Annotated in this window: 14 protein-coding genes; 11 read left to right on the forward strand and 3 right to left on the reverse strand. The window is 61.0% G+C overall.

Annotated elements, in window-relative coordinates:
• Positions 1-64 precede the first annotated feature (64 nt).
• From ACVHNU_RS23255 to ACVHNU_RS23275, 5 genes are all read left to right on the forward strand, one after another.
• The gene (locus ACVHNU_RS23255) at positions 65-1,495 is read left to right on the forward strand and encodes a coniferyl aldehyde dehydrogenase (RefSeq protein ID WP_473018376.1); all 1,431 of its coding nucleotides are present in this window, start codon (positions 65-67) and stop codon (positions 1,493-1,495) included.
• A 28-nt stretch (positions 1,496-1,523) separates the two neighbouring features.
• Positions 1,524-2,069 (forward strand): twin-arginine translocation pathway signal protein, encoded by a 546-nt coding sequence (locus tag ACVHNU_RS23260; RefSeq protein WP_473018377.1) that lies wholly within the window; start codon positions 1,524-1,526, stop codon positions 2,067-2,069.
• Between the two features lie 118 nt (positions 2,070-2,187).
• Positions 2,188-3,783 carry a GMC family oxidoreductase gene (locus ACVHNU_RS23265; protein WP_473018378.1) on the forward strand — a complete coding sequence of 532 codons (1,596 nt, stop codon included), beginning with the start codon at positions 2,188-2,190 and terminating at the stop codon, positions 3,781-3,783.
• 115 nt (positions 3,784-3,898) lie between these two features.
• Positions 3,899-4,378: a pantetheine-phosphate adenylyltransferase gene (gene coaD / locus ACVHNU_RS23270; RefSeq protein ID WP_003229157.1), complete on the forward strand. Its 480-nt coding sequence runs from the start codon at positions 3,899-3,901 to the stop codon at positions 4,376-4,378.
• A gap of 135 nt (positions 4,379-4,513) precedes the next feature.
• Entirely contained in the window at positions 4,514-4,765 is a 252-nt protein-coding gene (locus ACVHNU_RS23275) for a YfhL family 4Fe-4S dicluster ferredoxin (RefSeq protein WP_003195146.1), read from the forward strand.
• 132 nt (positions 4,766-4,897) lie between these two features.
• Here ACVHNU_RS23275 and ACVHNU_RS23280 read toward each other — a convergent pair whose 3' ends face one another.
• From ACVHNU_RS23280 to ACVHNU_RS23290, 3 genes are all read right to left on the reverse strand, one after another.
• Complete coding sequence (locus ACVHNU_RS23280) at positions 4,898-5,221, reverse strand: multidrug transporter (protein WP_096795774.1); 324 nt, start codon at positions 5,219-5,221, stop codon at positions 4,898-4,900.
• Between the two features lie 69 nt (positions 5,222-5,290).
• A complete protein-coding gene (gene mutM / locus ACVHNU_RS23285) occupies positions 5,291-6,103 on the reverse strand; it encodes a bifunctional DNA-formamidopyrimidine glycosylase/DNA-(apurinic or apyrimidinic site) lyase (RefSeq protein ID WP_473018379.1) in 813 nt (270 codons plus the stop codon).
• Between the two features lie 12 nt (positions 6,104-6,115).
• Complete coding sequence (locus ACVHNU_RS23290; protein WP_177434710.1) at positions 6,116-6,928, reverse strand: HDOD domain-containing protein; 813 nt, start codon at positions 6,926-6,928, stop codon at positions 6,116-6,118.
• 228 nt (positions 6,929-7,156) lie between these two features.
• Between ACVHNU_RS23290 and ACVHNU_RS23295 the strand changes: the two genes are divergently transcribed.
• The 6 genes from ACVHNU_RS23295 (at position 7,157) to ilvD (ending at position 14,909) form a co-directional block, all read left to right on the forward strand.
• Complete coding sequence (locus ACVHNU_RS23295) at positions 7,157-7,696, forward strand: type 1 glutamine amidotransferase domain-containing protein (RefSeq protein ID WP_003229161.1); 540 nt, start codon at positions 7,157-7,159, stop codon at positions 7,694-7,696.
• Between the two features lie 207 nt (positions 7,697-7,903).
• On the forward strand, positions 7,904-9,100 hold the full coding sequence (locus ACVHNU_RS23300; protein WP_003229162.1) for a class I SAM-dependent rRNA methyltransferase: 1,197 nt from the start codon (positions 7,904-7,906) through the stop codon (positions 9,098-9,100).
• Between the two features lie 437 nt (positions 9,101-9,537).
• Positions 9,538-10,611, forward strand: a complete 1,074-nt coding sequence (locus tag ACVHNU_RS23305) for a SagB family peptide dehydrogenase (RefSeq protein ID WP_473018380.1) — start codon at positions 9,538-9,540, stop codon at positions 10,609-10,611.
• The gene (locus tag ACVHNU_RS23310; RefSeq protein ID WP_003229164.1) at positions 10,608-11,585 is read left to right on the forward strand and encodes a diiron oxygenase; all 978 of its coding nucleotides are present in this window, start codon (positions 10,608-10,610) and stop codon (positions 11,583-11,585) included. The genes ACVHNU_RS23305 and ACVHNU_RS23310 overlap by 4 nt, the downstream gene beginning before the upstream one ends.
• Entirely contained in the window at positions 11,578-12,810 is a 1,233-nt protein-coding gene (locus ACVHNU_RS23315) for a multidrug effflux MFS transporter (protein ID WP_103484303.1), read from the forward strand. Before ACVHNU_RS23310 ends, ACVHNU_RS23315 begins: the two co-directional genes overlap by 8 nt.
• Positions 12,811-13,067: 257 nt before the next feature.
• Complete coding sequence (gene ilvD, locus ACVHNU_RS23320; protein WP_086792292.1) at positions 13,068-14,909, forward strand: dihydroxy-acid dehydratase; 1,842 nt, start codon at positions 13,068-13,070, stop codon at positions 14,907-14,909.
• The last annotated feature ends 184 nt before the right edge of the window (positions 14,910-15,093 follow it).

The raw sequence follows: 15,093 nt of genomic DNA on the forward strand, positions 1-15,093 counted from the left end.
GTCATTTGACTTTCTAGAGCATATACTCTAGAACGTCATCACTACAATAAATCCGGAGCCGACGATGACTGCCGACATTGCTTATCTGCAAACGCTGCAACAGCCCCTGGAAGAGCTGGATCGGCTGTTCGCGGCACAGCGCGCCGCCTATGCCGCCAACCCGATGCCGCCGGCAGATCAGCGCCAGCAGTGGCTCAAGGCGTTGCGTGAATTGCTCAGCAACGAGCGGCAGGCGCTGGTCGAGGCCATCAGCGCGGATTTCAGTCATCGCAGCGCCGATGAAACCCTGCTCGCCGAACTGATGCCCAGCCTGCACGGCATCCATTACGCCAGCCGCCACCTCAGAGGCTGGATGAAGTCTTCGCGGCGCAAAGTCGGCATGGCCTTCCAGCCGGCGTCGGCCAAAGTCGTGTACCAGCCGCTCGGCGTGGTCGGCATCATCGTCCCGTGGAACTACCCGTTGTATCTGGCCATCGGTCCACTGGTCGGCGCGCTGGCAGCGGGCAACCGGGTGATGCTCAAGCTCAGTGAATCGACCCCGGCCACCGGCCAGTTGCTCAAGACCCTGCTGGGACGGATTTTCCCCGAAGATCTGGTCTGCGTGGTGCTCGGCGAGGCCGACATCGGCGTGGCGTTCTCCCGCCTGCGTTTTGATCACCTGCTGTTCACCGGTGCCACGAGCATCGGCAAACACGTGATGCGCGCTGCGGCGGAAAACCTGACCCCGGTGACCCTCGAACTGGGCGGCAAGTCCCCGGCCATCGTCTCTCGCGACGTGCCGCTCAAGGACGCCGCCGAACGCATCGCCTTCGGTAAAACCCTGAATGCCGGGCAGACCTGCGTCGCCCCCGATTACGTGCTGGTGCCGCAAGACCGCGTCGGCGCGTTCGTCGAAGCCTATCGTCAGGTGGTCAACAATTTCTATCCAACCCTCGCCGACAACCCGGACTACACCGCGATCATCAACGAGCGCCAACTGGCTCGGCTCAACGGTTATGTCAGCGACGCCACGAGCAAGGGCGCGCTGCTGATCCCGCTGTTCGAACAGGGCCAGGGCCGGCGCATGCCGCACAGCCTGCTGCTCAATGTCACTGATGAGATGACCGTGATGCAGGACGAAATCTTCGGCCCGCTGCTGCCGATCGTGCCGTATCAAGACCTCGATCAGGCGTTTGCCTACATCAATCAGCGCCCGCGTCCTCTGGCGCTTTACTACTTTGGCTACGACAAGCGCGAGCAGGATCGCGTGCTGCACGAAACCCACTCCGGCGGCGTGTGCCTGAACGACACCCTGCTGCACGTGGCGCAGGACGACATGCCGTTCGGCGGCATCGGCCCTTCGGGCATGGGCCATTACCACGGCCATGAAGGCTTCCTGACCTTCAGCAAGGCCAAGGGCGTGCTGATCAAACAGCGCTTCAATGCAGCGAAGCTGATTTATCCGCCCTACGGCAAATCGATTCAGAAACTGATCCAGAAGCTGTTCATCCGCTAATCGTCGTCACCGCCGGGTAATAACAACAATGCACCCAAGCCTGACCGAAACTCCTGCCCTGTCGCGCCGTGGCCTGCTGAAATTCAGCCTCGGCGCCACAGCGTTCCTCGCCACCGCCGGCCTTGGCGCCAGCCTCAGTGGCTGTTCATCGAGTGTCGCGGCCAATGGCTTCGTCACTTTGCGCGACGGCGACCTGCTGTTTCTGCGTGCACTGATTCCGGTGATGCTCGAAGGCGCCGTGGCCGCCGAGAAAATGCCCGGTGCGGTGGATGGCACCCTGAAGTCGCTGGACTACAGCCTCGATCACCTGTCGCCGGAAATGCTCAAGCTCACCCGACAACTGTTCGATGTGCTCGGCATGGCGGTCACCCGTGGCCCGCTCACGGGCATTTGGGGCAGTTGGGAAAACGCCAGCCCCGAGGCGTTGCGCCACTTCCTCGAGCGCTGGCAGAACAGTTCATTGAGCCTGCTGCGTATGGGCCACAGCTCATTGCAGCAGATGGTGATGATGGCCTGGTACACCCGCGCCGAGTCCTGGGGCCATTGCGGCTACCCCGGCCCGCCCAAGGTCTGAAATCGAGTCGCGCCGTTCGCGAGCAAGCTCGCTCCCACAAGGGAATGCATTTCAATGTGGGAGCGGGCTTGCTCGCGAAGAGGCCCGCAAGAACAACAAAAACAAGAGAACCTGATCCATGCCCGTACCCGACCCGTTCCGCGAAGGCCTCGCCCGTGGCTGGAAAACCTACAACGGCGCCCAACTGACCGGTGACCTGACGCTGCAAGCCGACGTGGCCATCATCGGCAGCGGTGCCGGTGGCGGCACCACGGCAGAAATCCTCAGCGCCGCCGGTTACAAAGTGCTGCTGATCGAAGAAGGCCCGCTCAAGACCAGTTCCGACTTCAAGATGCTCGAAGACCAGGCCTACAGCAGCCTCTATCAGGAAGGCATCGGCCGCATGAGCAAGGACGGCGCGATCACCATCCTCCAGGGCCGTGCGGTCGGCGGCACCACGCTGATCAACTGGACCTCGAGTTTCCGCACGCCCGAGCCGACCCTCGAGCACTGGGCCAAGGAGCACAACGTCAAAGGCCACAGTCCGGCCGAGATGGCGCCGTGGTTCGAAAAAATGGAACAGCGCCTCGGCGTCGCGCCGTGGATGGTGCCGCCCAACGCCAACAACGACGTGATCCGCAAGGGCTGCGAGCAACTCGGCTACCGCTGGCACGTGATCCCGCGCAACGTCCGTGGCTGCTGGAACCTTGGCTACTGCGGCATGGGCTGCCCGACCAACGCCAAGCAGTCGATGATGGTCACGACCATCCCGGCGACGCTGGAAAAGGGTGGCGAGTTGCTGTACCTGGCCCGTGCGGAAAAGCTGTTGATCAGCGGCGACAAGATCACCGGCCTGCAATGCGTGGCGATGGACGAGCGCTGCGTCGAGCCGACCGGACGCAAAATCACAATCAAGGCCCGGCATTACGTGCTGGCCGGCGGCGGCATCAACAGCCCGGCCCTGCTGCTGCGTTCGGACGCGCCAGACCCGCATCAGCGCCTCGGCAAACGCACCTTCCTGCATCTGGTGAACATGTCCGCCGGGCGTTTCGACGAGGTGATCAACCCGTTCTACGGCGCGCCGCAGTCGATCTACTCGGATCATTTCCAGTGGAAGGACGGCACCAGCGGGCCGATGGGCTACAAACTCGAAGTGCCACCGCTGCAACCGGCACTGGCCGCGACCTTGCTCGGCGGCTTCGGCCAGCAGAACGCCGAACACATGGCCGACCTGCCGCACACCCACGCGATGCTCGCGTTGCTGCGCGACGGTTTCCACCCGGACAGCCCCGGTGGCAGTGTCGAATTGCGCGGTGACGGTTCGCCAGTGCTCGACTATCAAGTCTCGCCTTACGCCTGGGAAGGCTTGCGCCGCGCCTTTCACAGCATGGCCGAGATCCAGTTTGCCGGCGGCGCCAAAGCCGTGATGCCGATGCACGCCGATGCGCGTTACGTGAAAACCCTGGCCGAAGCCCGCACTTTGATCGACAGTTTGAGCCTTGAGCTGTACCGCACGCGCCTGGGCAGTGCCCACGTGATGGGCGGTTGTGCGATGGGCGAAGAGCCGAAAAACGCGGTCACCGACAGCCTCGGCCGGCATCATCAACTGAGCAATCTGTCGATTCACGACGGCTCGCTGTTCCCCACCAGCATTGGCGCCAACCCGCAATTGTCGGTGTATGGGCTGACTGCACAATTGGCGACGTCCCTCGCTGATCGGCTGAGAAATCCGTGAAAAAACCGGTTTATCGCGTCGTCTATAGTGCTTTCTTACCCAACAGGCGACTTGGCCGACCGGGACGGCTGCGATACCATCCGACTCCCCAACGGACTCCCGCCAGGACGACGCGATGAACCGAGTGTTGTACCCAGGTACCTTCGACCCTATTACCAAGGGCCATGGCGATCTGGTCGAACGCGCCTCGCGCCTGTTCGATCACGTGATCATTGCGGTCGCCGCCAGCCCGAAGAAAAATCCGCTGTTCCCGCTGGAACAACGGGTTGAGCTGGCTCGCGAGGTCACCAAACACCTGCCCAACGTCGAAGTGGTCGGCTTCTCGACGCTGCTGGCGCATTTCGCCAAGGAGCAGAACGCCAATGTGTTCCTGCGTGGCCTGCGTGCGGTGTCGGACTTCGAATACGAATTCCAGCTGGCCAACATGAACCGCCAGTTGGCCCCGGACGTCGAGAGCCTGTTTCTCACCCCGTCCGAGCGTTATTCGTTCATTTCCTCGACGCTGGTGCGGGAAATCGCCGCGCTGGGCGGCGATATCAGCAAGTTCGTGCACCCGGCCGTGGCCGATGCCCTGACGCTACGCTTTAAAAAGTAGGAGCTGCCGCAGGCTGCGATCCTGGCTTTTGATTTCAGCCCTTGATCGCAGCCGCGTGCACTGCGCTCGCCAATGCGGCACAATTGCGCGCATTGATTTATAGCGCCCGGGCCTGCCGCCCCGGCTGGAGTTAGCATGTCCCTGATCATCACCGACGATTGCATCAACTGCGACGTCTGCGAACCCGAGTGCCCGAACGCCGCCATTTCCCAAGGCGAAGAGATCTATGTGATCGACCCGAACCTGTGCACCCAGTGCGTCGGTCACTACGACGAACCGCAGTGCCAGCAGGTCTGCCCGGTGGATTGCATTCCACTGGACGAGGCGCATCCGGAGACTGAAGAACAGTTGATGGAGAAGTACCGCAAGATCACCGGCAAGGCCTGATCCGGCAATTTTGTAGCGCTCTTTCGGGCCTCTTCGCGAGCAAGCTCGCTCCCACATTTGAAATGCGCTCCAATGTGGGAGCGAGCTTGCTCGCGAAAGGGCCATCAGCAACACCACACCATCCTGATCAGCTCACTCGCGCTGTTCGAACCCCTCCCCCGTACACCCCAAACAGCGCACAAACGCCGCTTTCGCCGGATCCACCACCAGCGCCTGTCCCGCATCACCTACCCCGCCACCCAGCGCGGTAAACGGCAATGACACCACAAACACCCCCGCACCCAGCACCGTTGCCACCACCAATAAAGGTCGGGCAATCAGCAAATCGCCGATCATGGCGTAGGCGGGAGGGTTCTGGATGGTGTAGCGCGGATCACCGCTGCCGTTTTCCGTGGCCTGAACGGCCAGGCTGGAACACAGCAGCAGTGCTGCAAACAGGACTTGCAAGGACTTCATGGCACGATCCTTCGGGCTGAACAGTGAGACAACTCACTATAGACCGTAGGACTTTTTCAGCTTTTTGCCTCAGGTCTGGCAGCGCGGACAGAACACACTGGCCCGTTGCCCCAGCTTCACTTCGCGCAGGCCGGTGCCGCAGACCTTGCAGTGCTCACCGCCGCGACCATAGACAAACAGTTCCTGCTGGAAGTAGCCGGGCTGCCCGTCACCGCCGATGAAATCCCGCAACGTGGTGCCGCCGCGCTCGATGGCTGCAGCGAGAATCCGTTTGATCTCGATCGCCAGCTTCAGATAACGCGCCCGGGAGATGCTTTTGGCTTCGCGGCGCGGATCGATCCCGGCAGCGAACAGCGCTTCGGTCGCGTAAATGTTGCCGACGCCCACCACCACCGCGTTGTCCATGATGAACGGCTTGACCGCCATCGAACGCCCGCGCGACAACTGGAACAGGCGCTCGCCGTCGAACAGATCGGTCAACGGCTCTGGCCCGAGGCGAATCAGCAGTTCGTGATTGAGCGGGTCGGTACTCCACAGCATCGCGCCGAAACGGCGTGGATCGGTGTAGCGCAGCGCCAGACCGGATTCCAGCTCGATATCGACGTGCTCGTGCTTGAGCGCCGGCACGCCGACTTCCACCAGCCGCAGGTTGCCCGACATGCCCAGGTGACTGATCAGCGTGCCGACCTCGGCATTGATCAACAGGTACTTGGCCCGCCGCTCGACCAGCACGATGCGCTGCCCGGACAGGCGCACATCGAGGTCTTCAGGGATCGGCCAGCGCAGCCGGCGGTCACGCACGATCACCCGGCTGACGCGCTGGCCTTCAAGGTGCGGGGCAATACCCCGGCGGGTGGTTTCGACTTCCGGCAGTTCAGGCATGGTGTCCTCGAATCAATGCGCGCCGAGGTCGCGGATCGTTTGTTTGAGGGTTTCGAAGTCGTAATCCGACAGCCCCACATAGTCGAGTACCAGTGGACCGACAGCGTTCCATTCGAAGTCTTCGGTCTGATTGCCCAGCACCCGGTAGGACGCGCAGATGTGCTCGGCCATCTTCAGGATCGCCAGCAGGTTTTTCAGTTGGCTGTTGCGTGACGACTCGTCGCTGAAGATCGCCAAGGCGTTGTGGTGATTGGCGATCGCCGCGCTGACGTGCTCCGGCAGGCGCCACGACTTGGCGGTGTAGTAACCGACCACGGCGTGGTTGGTGTTGAACTCGCTGTTTTCGGTGTCCACCACCCGGCACTCGGCGCTGGCATTGGCATAGGCCTTTTCCAGCACCGACATGTAATTGGGGAAACGCTGCAGCATCAACGGCACGCCACAGTCATGGAACAGACCCAAGGCATAGGCTTCATCACCGGCCTGGGTGCCGATGCGCTTGGCCAGGGTCAGGCAGGTCATCGCCACGTCCTGAGCGGTGTCCCAGAAGCGGTTGAGGGTAACGATGGTGTCGTCGTTCATCTCGCCCTTGATCGACTGCGCGTTGATCAGGTTGATGATCGAGCGGCTGCCCAACAGGTTCACCGCACGCTGGATCGAGGTGATCTTGTTGCTCAGGCCGTAATACGGCGAGTTGACGATTTTCAGCAGCGAGCCGGACAGGCCTGGGTCCTGGGAGATCAGCTTGGCGATCACCTCCAGGTCCGGGTCGGGCATGTACTGCTCCATTTGCAGATCCACCATGATCTGCGGCTGCGCCGGCACACTGATGCCTTGCAGGGATTGTTGAATCTGTTCGGTGGTCAGCTCTTGGGACATAAGTACACACTCTGGGACAGGCGGCGATTCTAACCTCTAAAAACCGCACGACGACACACCGGTGGGCATTTGTCAGGAACTTTCATTCCCGCTCAGGCTTCGGACTTTGTAATGCCGACCGGACACTCAAGCACCGGCTCGGCGGCAATTTCCCGCAGACTCAGGAGCTTAATCATGGCTAATTCCCTCAGCGGCAAGCGTGTCGCCATTTTGGTAACAGACGGTTTCGAACAGGTCGAACTGACCGGTCCCAAGCAAGCACTGGAGCAGGCCGGCGCCCAGGTCGACATCCTTTCGGCCGAGGCCGGCAAGGTCAAAGGCTGGAACCACGACAAACCGGCGGACGACTTCAAAGTCGACCAGACGTTTCAAGGCGCCAGCAGCGAGCAGTACGACGCCATCGTCCTGCCGGGCGGCGTACAGAACTCCGACACCATCCGCATCGACCAGGATGCCCAGCACCTGGTCAAGACGGGCGCCTCCGCCGGCAAACCGATCGCGGTGATCTGCCACGGCAGCTGGCTGCTGATTTCCGCCGGGCTGGTCAACGGCAAGACCCTGACCAGCTACAAGACACTCAAGGACGATCTGGTGAATGCCGGGGCCAACTGGGTCGACAAGGAAGTGGTCAAGGACGGCCACCTGATCAGCAGCCGTCAGCCGGACGATATTCCGGCGTTCAACCGTGAGTTGATCGACGCGCTCTCTGCCTGACGCGCCTCTGTGGCGAGGGAGCTTGCTCCCGCTCGGCTGCGCAGCAGTCGCAAGCCCTGCCAACCGGTTCTTTCTGATGAATCGAGTTGCATGAATTGGGGCCGCTTCGCAGCCCGGCGGGAGCAAGCTCCCTCGCCACATGTCCAGCGCTGAACCTGCACACGCATCAACACGGTATACTCCCGCTCTTTTTTCCGGAGCGACGTCATGTCCCTGCCTAGCCTGCGCCTCAAAGCCAACGCCGACCGTCGCCTGCGCAACGGCCACTTGTGGGTCTACAGCAACGAAATCGATGTGGCCGCCACGCCACTGCACGGCTTCAAGGCCGGCGATCAGGCGATTCTCGAAGCCGCCGGTGGCAAGCCGCTGGGCATCGTCGCGATGAGCCCGAACAACCTGATCTGCGCTCGCCTGTTGTCGCGCGACATCAAGCTGCCTCTGGACAAATCGCTGCTGGTGCATCGTCTGAACGTGGCCCTGTCGCTGCGCGAGCGCCTGTTCGACAAGCCGTTCTACCGCCTGGTGTACGGCGATTCCGACCTGCTGCCGGGTCTGGTGGTCGACCGTTTCGGCGACATCCTTGTGGTGCAGATTGCCTCGGCAACCATGGAAGCGCACAAGGATGACGTGATCGCTGCGCTGACCCAAGTGCTCAAGCCAAGCGGCATCCTGTTCAAGAACGACTCCGCCGCCCGTGACGCCGAAGGCCTCAACCGCTACGTCGAAACCGTGTTCGGTCTGGTGCCGGAGTGGGTCGCGCTGGAAGAGAACGGCGTGAAGTTTGAAGCGCCGGTGATCGGCGGCCAGAAAACCGGCTGGTTCTACGACCACCGCATGAACCGCGCCCGCCTGGCCCCCTATGCCAAAGGCAAACGCGTCCTCGACCTCTATAGCTACATCGGTGGCTGGGGCGTGCAGGCTGCGGCATTCGGCGCCAGCGAAGTATTTTGCGTCGACGCATCCGGCTTCGCCCTTGACGGTGTCGAGCGTAACGCTGCACTGAACGGCTTCGCCGACAAGATGACCTGCATCGAAGGCGACGTCTTCGAAGCCTTGAAAGAACTCAAGGCCAGCGAAGAACGTTTCGACGTGATCGTTGCCGACCCGCCGGCGTTCATCAAACGCAAGAAAGACATGAAGAACGGTGAAGGCGCCTACCGTCGCTTGAACGAGCAAGCCATGCGCCTGCTCACCAAGGACGGCATTCTGGTCAGCGCTTCGTGCTCCATGCACCTGCCGGAAGATGATCTGCAGAACATCCTGCTGACCAGCGCCCGTCACCTGGACCGCAACATCCAGTTGCTGGAACGTGGCGGTCAAGGCCCGGATCACCCGGTACACCCGGCCATCGCCGAGACCCGCTACATCAAGAGCATCACCTGCCGTCTGCTGCCGAACAGCTGATTGGCCATGAAACGGGGAGCCTGCGGGCTTCCCGTTTGCTTACGGCGATGCAATGTCGTCGAATTCCTTAGCTTTTTCCTACAACCAACTTCCTACATGTACGCAGGACATTTCCCTGCGCATTAAATTTTAAGAATTAAAACTTACAAGCCCGCCCCTGCAGCATGCCCGCTCCGACAAAATTAATAGAAATTTCCTACCCAAGTATCGCTTGCCAATAATTCATTACAACCTATTATTAAGTTGTCACCACGACGGTGACATTCACTCTCAATGAACAAGGAGTTCATACTTATGAAAGCAATTACTCTGGAAACCAACAAAATCGCAAACCTGGCCTTCCTGGTTGCGCCTAAAGCCCGCTAAGTGAGCCAGAACGCTGGGGAGTGCCGGCACCCCAGCGTTCTTTCGACCCTTTCCAGAGCGATCTATATAACATGCACATCAATCCTTACTTATTCATATTGCCGCGCACACCCGGACAAATAGTCTGGAATTATAAAGACCATACTCAGCATGAGCTGGACCTGACTTATTCTTGTCGACTTGCACAACTTATCAATAATCCGGAGCAATTCGACAGACGCAACATAATAGACTCACAACTTCTGAATGCGGGCATATTAACCGTTGCAAAAATAGACAGCCCGCCATGGGGCTGGGATGAGTTGTCGAAGATTTATCATATCGGCACCCAGAACATTCCCTGCGAACAGATACCCCAGAATATTCATGAGTGGTCCAGGCAATACCTGAACCATTGCAGCGCCGTGCTGACCACACCGGCACCCGCGCAAGATCGTCCGATACAACAGGACGAACCCCGAATCGCCCTCCCAGCCTCCGCCGCCCTGACCGTTGCCAGTCTTGGCAATGTCCTGCGCCTGAGAAAAACCTGCCGCTCCTTTACTGGCGCATCAATCACCCTCGGTGACGTCGGCACACTGATGTATCTCTCGCTGGGTTTTCTTCGCCACCGCGACCATGACCGCGACGAGAGCATCGCCGAGGGCCTTGGCGCCCGTCGCAGCAGTCCTTCGGGTGGCGGGTTGAACGCCTGTGAAGGGTTTCTCCTGGCTCGCAATATCGAGGGCCTGGAACCCGGCATCTATGCCTATCACCCGGCAGAACATGCGCTTAGCCGGATCAATCCCTTGCCTGAACCCGCGCTCGGTCATTTGCTGGCGGGCCAGCATTTCATCAATAACCTGCCGCTGGGTCTGTTCATCACCGCCCGCTTCGACAAGCTCTGGTGGAAGTATGAACACTCGCGCGCCTATCGCATGGCGTTCGTCGAAGCGGGTCACCTGTCGCAGACCTTTCAACTGGTGGCCACGGCACTGGGCCTGGGAACGTGGCTGACCGGCGCGTTTGCCGATCGGCAGGTCGAAGCCCTGCTCAAACTCGAAGGCAGCGCTGAACAACCGTTGTTCTTTGTCGGCTGCGGCGCCAGTGACGGTCAGGCGATGTGTCAGGAAATGCGTGACCTGTTGCAGGAGACGCGTACATGAACGTGCCAACCGCGGAACAGCCCGAAACACCTGAGTCCTGGATGCTTCGCTTCACGCTTGGCGATTGGGACAACCGCGCTTCGGTGCGTACGAGCCGGCACGACTACCAGTTGCCGGCAGACCTGCAGTTACAACTGCAGACCCGCTTCTGGTTTCCGCCGGCCTTCCTGCCGTACCTGTCCCACCCGGCCATCGAAGCCGCAGGCAGCAGGGTCATGCATCGACTGGCGGCCAATCACCTGGTGCACTTCCTCGACTACACCACGCTGCTTGAACATCGCATCGTCAACCGCGCCGTGGAAACCATCGTCCACGGCGAGTTACCTGCCTACATTCCTTCACGGATGAAAACCGCCGCGCTGCAGCTCTATACCGACGAGGGTTATCACGCGCTGTTCTCTCATCGACTGGCCGAACAGATCGCCGAACTGCATGGTTTCACCGGCCGACCGCAGATGCCCCTGCGCATTACCCGCCTGACCGGTCAGATCGCTCGAACGCCGGAGAGCAAACGCCCGCTGGCATGGTTTCTGCTCGGTTTCGTCTCGGAAACCATCATTGCCCGGGAGCTGCTGGATGTTTGCCGGGAAACGCTGGTCACCAGCGTGAGTGACATGTTGCGCGACCACCTCGCTGACGAAGCGCGCCACAGCCGGTTTTTTTCCGAAGTCTTTCACTACCTCTGGCTGACCCTGAACAGCCGTCAGCGCGCCTTCGCGGCCAGAACCTTGCTGGAGACCTTGGCGACCTTCTTCGAAGTCGACGAGCAATGGCTACATCAGAGCCTGCGCCGCGCCGGCATTGGCGAAGGCGCAATCAAGGAGATTCTCGATGACCTGACCAACGAACAGGCCAGCCGCCAGCGTGCCAGATCCGGAGCCACGGCTACGCTTGCTGCACTCGAAAGGGCCGGATTCTTCGCGCACCCCAACAACCGCAAACTTTTCGCCAAGGCAGGACTGATCGATGCTTGAAGGAAGAACGGTGGTAACGACCCGACAACGACGCGGGGCGGTCAGTCTGCTGTTGGCCATGGTGCTGCTGGGAGTGTTTCCGCTGGACGTCCTGCTGCCGTCGTTCCCGGCGCTGGCCGAACACTTCGCCAGCACCCCGACCGACATCGCCCTGTCGATCAGCCTGTTCGCGGTGGGCATCGCCTTTGCCCAACTGCTGATCGGGCCGTTGTCCGACGTCATCGGGCGCAAGGGCTTGCTGCTCGCCGGCATGGCTGTCTCGATCCTCGGCGCCATCGGCTGCGTCATGACCAGTGACTACACACTGTTCATGACCTTTCGCATCGTGCAGGCCATCGGCTGCGGCTGTTTCGTCCTGTCGCAGGCACTGGTGCAGGACCTGTTCGAAGGCGAACAGCGCGATCGCCTGCGAATCCTGATGGTGACCGCCACCGGGATCTTCATCTCGGTATCGCCGCTGGCCGGGACCTTTCTGCAGGCGACCCTGGGCTGGCGCGGCAGCTTCTGGCTGTTCATCGCACTGGCGGCTGTGGTGTTGCTCAAAGCCTGGGTGTTTCTGGACAACAGTCGGCCCGCTGTCAGAGATACACCGATCCATTTTCTCAAGGCTTACCGACGGGTGCTGGGGGACTTCGACTTCGTTGGCTACTGGCTGATCTCGGCTTTCGCATTCGCCTGCCACTTCTCGTTCATTGTCATTTCGCCGCTGATTTTCATGGATCAATTGCAGCTGTCAGCCTATGACTTCTCGCTGATCCTGCTGATCTACGGCGCGGCCTATGTCGCTGGCGGCATCGTCGCCACGCTGCTGAGCCGGCGCATTTCGCCCGGGCAGCAAATGCTGGTCGGGCTGAGCCTGATCCTGCTGGCGGGGCTGGTGATGCTGTTCATGGCCAGGCACCTGGCGCTCTCGGCGGCCACGGTGCTGATCCCGATGCTGATCTGCACCGCCGGTACGACCATCGCGCGCCCTGCTGCCACTTCGCGGGCCATGAGCCTGTTCCCGGAAAATGCCGGCACCTCGGCCTCCGCAGGCAGTACGATCATTTTCATCTGTGGTGGCTTGATCAGCGCCTTGATCAGCCTGAGCCCAAGCAACCTGCAAGCCACCCTCGGCTACTGTTTTATCCTGCTCAGCTGCATCGCACTGGCGTTGAACAAGCGGATCAGCCACCGCGCCAGAGTCATCGAAACCAGCGCCATCACGCCCTCTGGCAGCGATTGAGCCTGCCGGTCGTCATGCCACACGCACCGTCGGCACTGGAACAACGCTTTGCGCCATTCCCTCCAGACGCCAGCGGTGTAGAATCGGCTGATTCATCGCCATTCATCCCCCGGCGGGTTTATGAGCTCAGGCTGAGGCAAGCGGCGATCCCGCAAAGTCATCGGCAACATCCAGGACACACGGCCATTTCTGAGTGTTCCAGACGTCAATAGAAGCTCACTCCCTTTTGATACCTGATTAGCCGCCCGGAGTGCTCCATGCCAGATTACCGCTCGAAAACATCCACCCACGGCCGCAACATGGCCGGCGCCCGCGCACTGTGGCGCGCCACCGGGATGAAAGATGACGACTTCAAGAAGCCGATCATCGCCATTGCCAACTCCTTCACCCAGTTCGTGCCGGGCCACGTGCACCTCAAAGACCTCGGTCAACTGGTTGCCCGGGAAATCGAACGCGCCGGTGGCGTCGCGAAAGAATTCAACACCATCGCCGTGGATGACGGCATCGCCATGGGTCACGACGGCATGCTGTATTCGCTGCCGAGTCGCGAGATCATCGCCGACTCCGTCGAGTACATGGTCAACGCCCACTGCGCCGACGCCATCGTCTGCATCTCCAACTGCGACAAGATCACCCCGGGCATGCTGATGGCCGCCCTGCGCCTGAACATTCCGGTGATCTTCGTTTCCGGCGGCCCGATGGAAGCCGGCAAGACCAAACTCGCGTCCCACGGTCTCGACCTCGTCGACGCCATGGTGATCGCCGCCGACTCCAGCGCTTCTGACGAGAAGGTTGCCGAGTACGAGCGCAGCGCCTGCCCGACCTGCGGTTCGTGCTCCGGCATGTTCACCGCCAACTCGATGAACTGCCTGACCGAAGCCCTCGGTCTCGCATTGCCGGGCAACGGTTCGACCCTCGCGACCCACAGCGACCGCGAACAACTGTTCCTGCAGGCTGGTCGTACCATCGTCGAGCTGTGCAAGCGTTACTACGGCGAGAACGACGAGTCGGTGCTGCCGCGCAACATCGCCAACTTCAAGGCGTTCGAGAACGCGATGATGCTCGACATCGCCATGGGCGGTTCGACCAACACCATCCTGCACTTGCTGGCTGCGGCTCAGGAAGCCGAGATCGATTTCGACCTGCGCGACATCGACCGTCTCTCGCGCAGCGTGCCGCAACTGTGCAAAGTGGCGCCGAACATCCAGAAGTACCACATGGAAGACGTGCACCGCGCTGGCGGCATCTTCAGCATCCTCGGTTCGCTGGCCCGTGGCGGTCTGCTGCACACCGACCTGCCGACCGTGCACAGCCGCAGCATGGAAGAAGCCATCGCCAAGTGGGACATCACCCAGACCGACGATGAAGCCGTGCACCACTTCTTCAAGGCCGGCCCGGCAGGCATCCCGACCCAGACCGCGTTCAGCCAGTCGACTCGTTGGGAAACCCTCGATGACGACCGTGAAAACGGCTGCATCCGCAGCTTCGAACACGCCTACTCGAAAGAAGGCGGCCTGGCCGTGCTGTACGGCAACATCGCCCTCGACGGCTGCGTGGTGAAAACCGCCGGCGTCGATGAGTCGATCCACGTCTTCGAAGGCAACGCGAAGATCTTCGAAAGCCAGGACAGCGCCGTGCGCGGCATCCTCGCCGACGAAGTGAAGGAAGGCGACATCGTCATCATTCGCTACGAAGGCCCGAAAGGCGGCCCGGGCATGCAGGAAATGCTCTACCCGACCTCGTACCTGAAGTCCAAAGGTCTGGGCAAAGCCTGTGCGCTGCTCACCGACGGTCGCTTCTCTGGCGGTACTTCCGGCCTGTCGATCGGCCACGCTTCGCCAGAGGCTGCGGCCGGTGGCGCGATCGGTCTGGTGCAGGACGGCGACAAAGTGTTGATCGACATCCCGAACCGCTCGATCAACCTGTTGGTCAGCGACGAAGAACTGGCTGCGCGCCGGGTCGAACAGGACAAGAAAGGCTGGAAACCGGTCGAGCAGCGTCCACGCAAAGTGACCACTGCCCTGAAGGCCTACGCCCTGCTGGCGACCAGCGCCGACAAGGGTGCGGTGCGCAACAAGGCGATGCTCGACGGGCTGTAAGTTTTAGCCGCCGAATAAAAATGCCCCGCCAAATGCGGGGCATTTTTTTGCCCGACCAAAATATCCCAGACACAGAAGATCAAAACGGTGGGAGCGGGCTTGCTCGCGAAAGCGGTCTACCGGTCAAAAAACCTCTCGCCTGACACTCCCTCTTCGCGAGCAAGCCCGCTCCCACAGGGGACTG

The sequence above is a fragment of the Pseudomonas sp. Ors-4-3C genome (assembly GCF_055755035.1).

Excerpts from the sequence above, each read along its gene's own strand:
- ACVHNU_RS23310 (WP_003229164.1), top strand. The coding sequence starts at position 10,608 with ATGAACGTGCCAACCGCGGAACAGCCCGAAACACCTGAGTCCTGGATG.
- ACVHNU_RS23300 (WP_003229162.1), top strand. The coding sequence starts at position 7,904 with ATGTCCCTGCCTAGCCTGCGCCTCAAAGCCAACGCCGACCGTCGCCTG.
- ACVHNU_RS23315 (WP_103484303.1), top strand. The coding sequence starts at position 11,578 with ATGCTTGAAGGAAGAACGGTGGTAACGACCCGACAACGACGCGGGGCG.
- ACVHNU_RS23260 (WP_473018377.1), top strand. The coding sequence starts at position 1,524 with ATGCACCCAAGCCTGACCGAAACTCCTGCCCTGTCGCGCCGTGGCCTG.
- ACVHNU_RS23295 (WP_003229161.1), top strand. The coding sequence starts at position 7,157 with ATGGCTAATTCCCTCAGCGGCAAGCGTGTCGCCATTTTGGTAACAGAC.
- ilvD (WP_086792292.1), top strand. The coding sequence starts at position 13,068 with ATGCCAGATTACCGCTCGAAAACATCCACCCACGGCCGCAACATGGCC.
- ACVHNU_RS23305 (WP_473018380.1), top strand. The coding sequence starts at position 9,538 with ATGCACATCAATCCTTACTTATTCATATTGCCGCGCACACCCGGACAA.
- ACVHNU_RS23280 (WP_096795774.1), bottom strand. The coding sequence starts at position 5,221 with ATGAAGTCCTTGCAAGTCCTGTTTGCAGCACTGCTGCTGTGTTCCAGC.
- ACVHNU_RS23275 (WP_003195146.1), top strand. The coding sequence starts at position 4,514 with ATGTCCCTGATCATCACCGACGATTGCATCAACTGCGACGTCTGCGAA.
- ACVHNU_RS23255 (WP_473018376.1), top strand. The coding sequence starts at position 65 with ATGACTGCCGACATTGCTTATCTGCAAACGCTGCAACAGCCCCTGGAA.
- mutM (WP_473018379.1), bottom strand. The coding sequence starts at position 6,103 with ATGCCTGAACTGCCGGAAGTCGAAACCACCCGCCGGGGTATTGCCCCG.
- coaD (WP_003229157.1), top strand. The coding sequence starts at position 3,899 with ATGAACCGAGTGTTGTACCCAGGTACCTTCGACCCTATTACCAAGGGC.
- ACVHNU_RS23265 (WP_473018378.1), top strand. The coding sequence starts at position 2,188 with ATGCCCGTACCCGACCCGTTCCGCGAAGGCCTCGCCCGTGGCTGGAAA.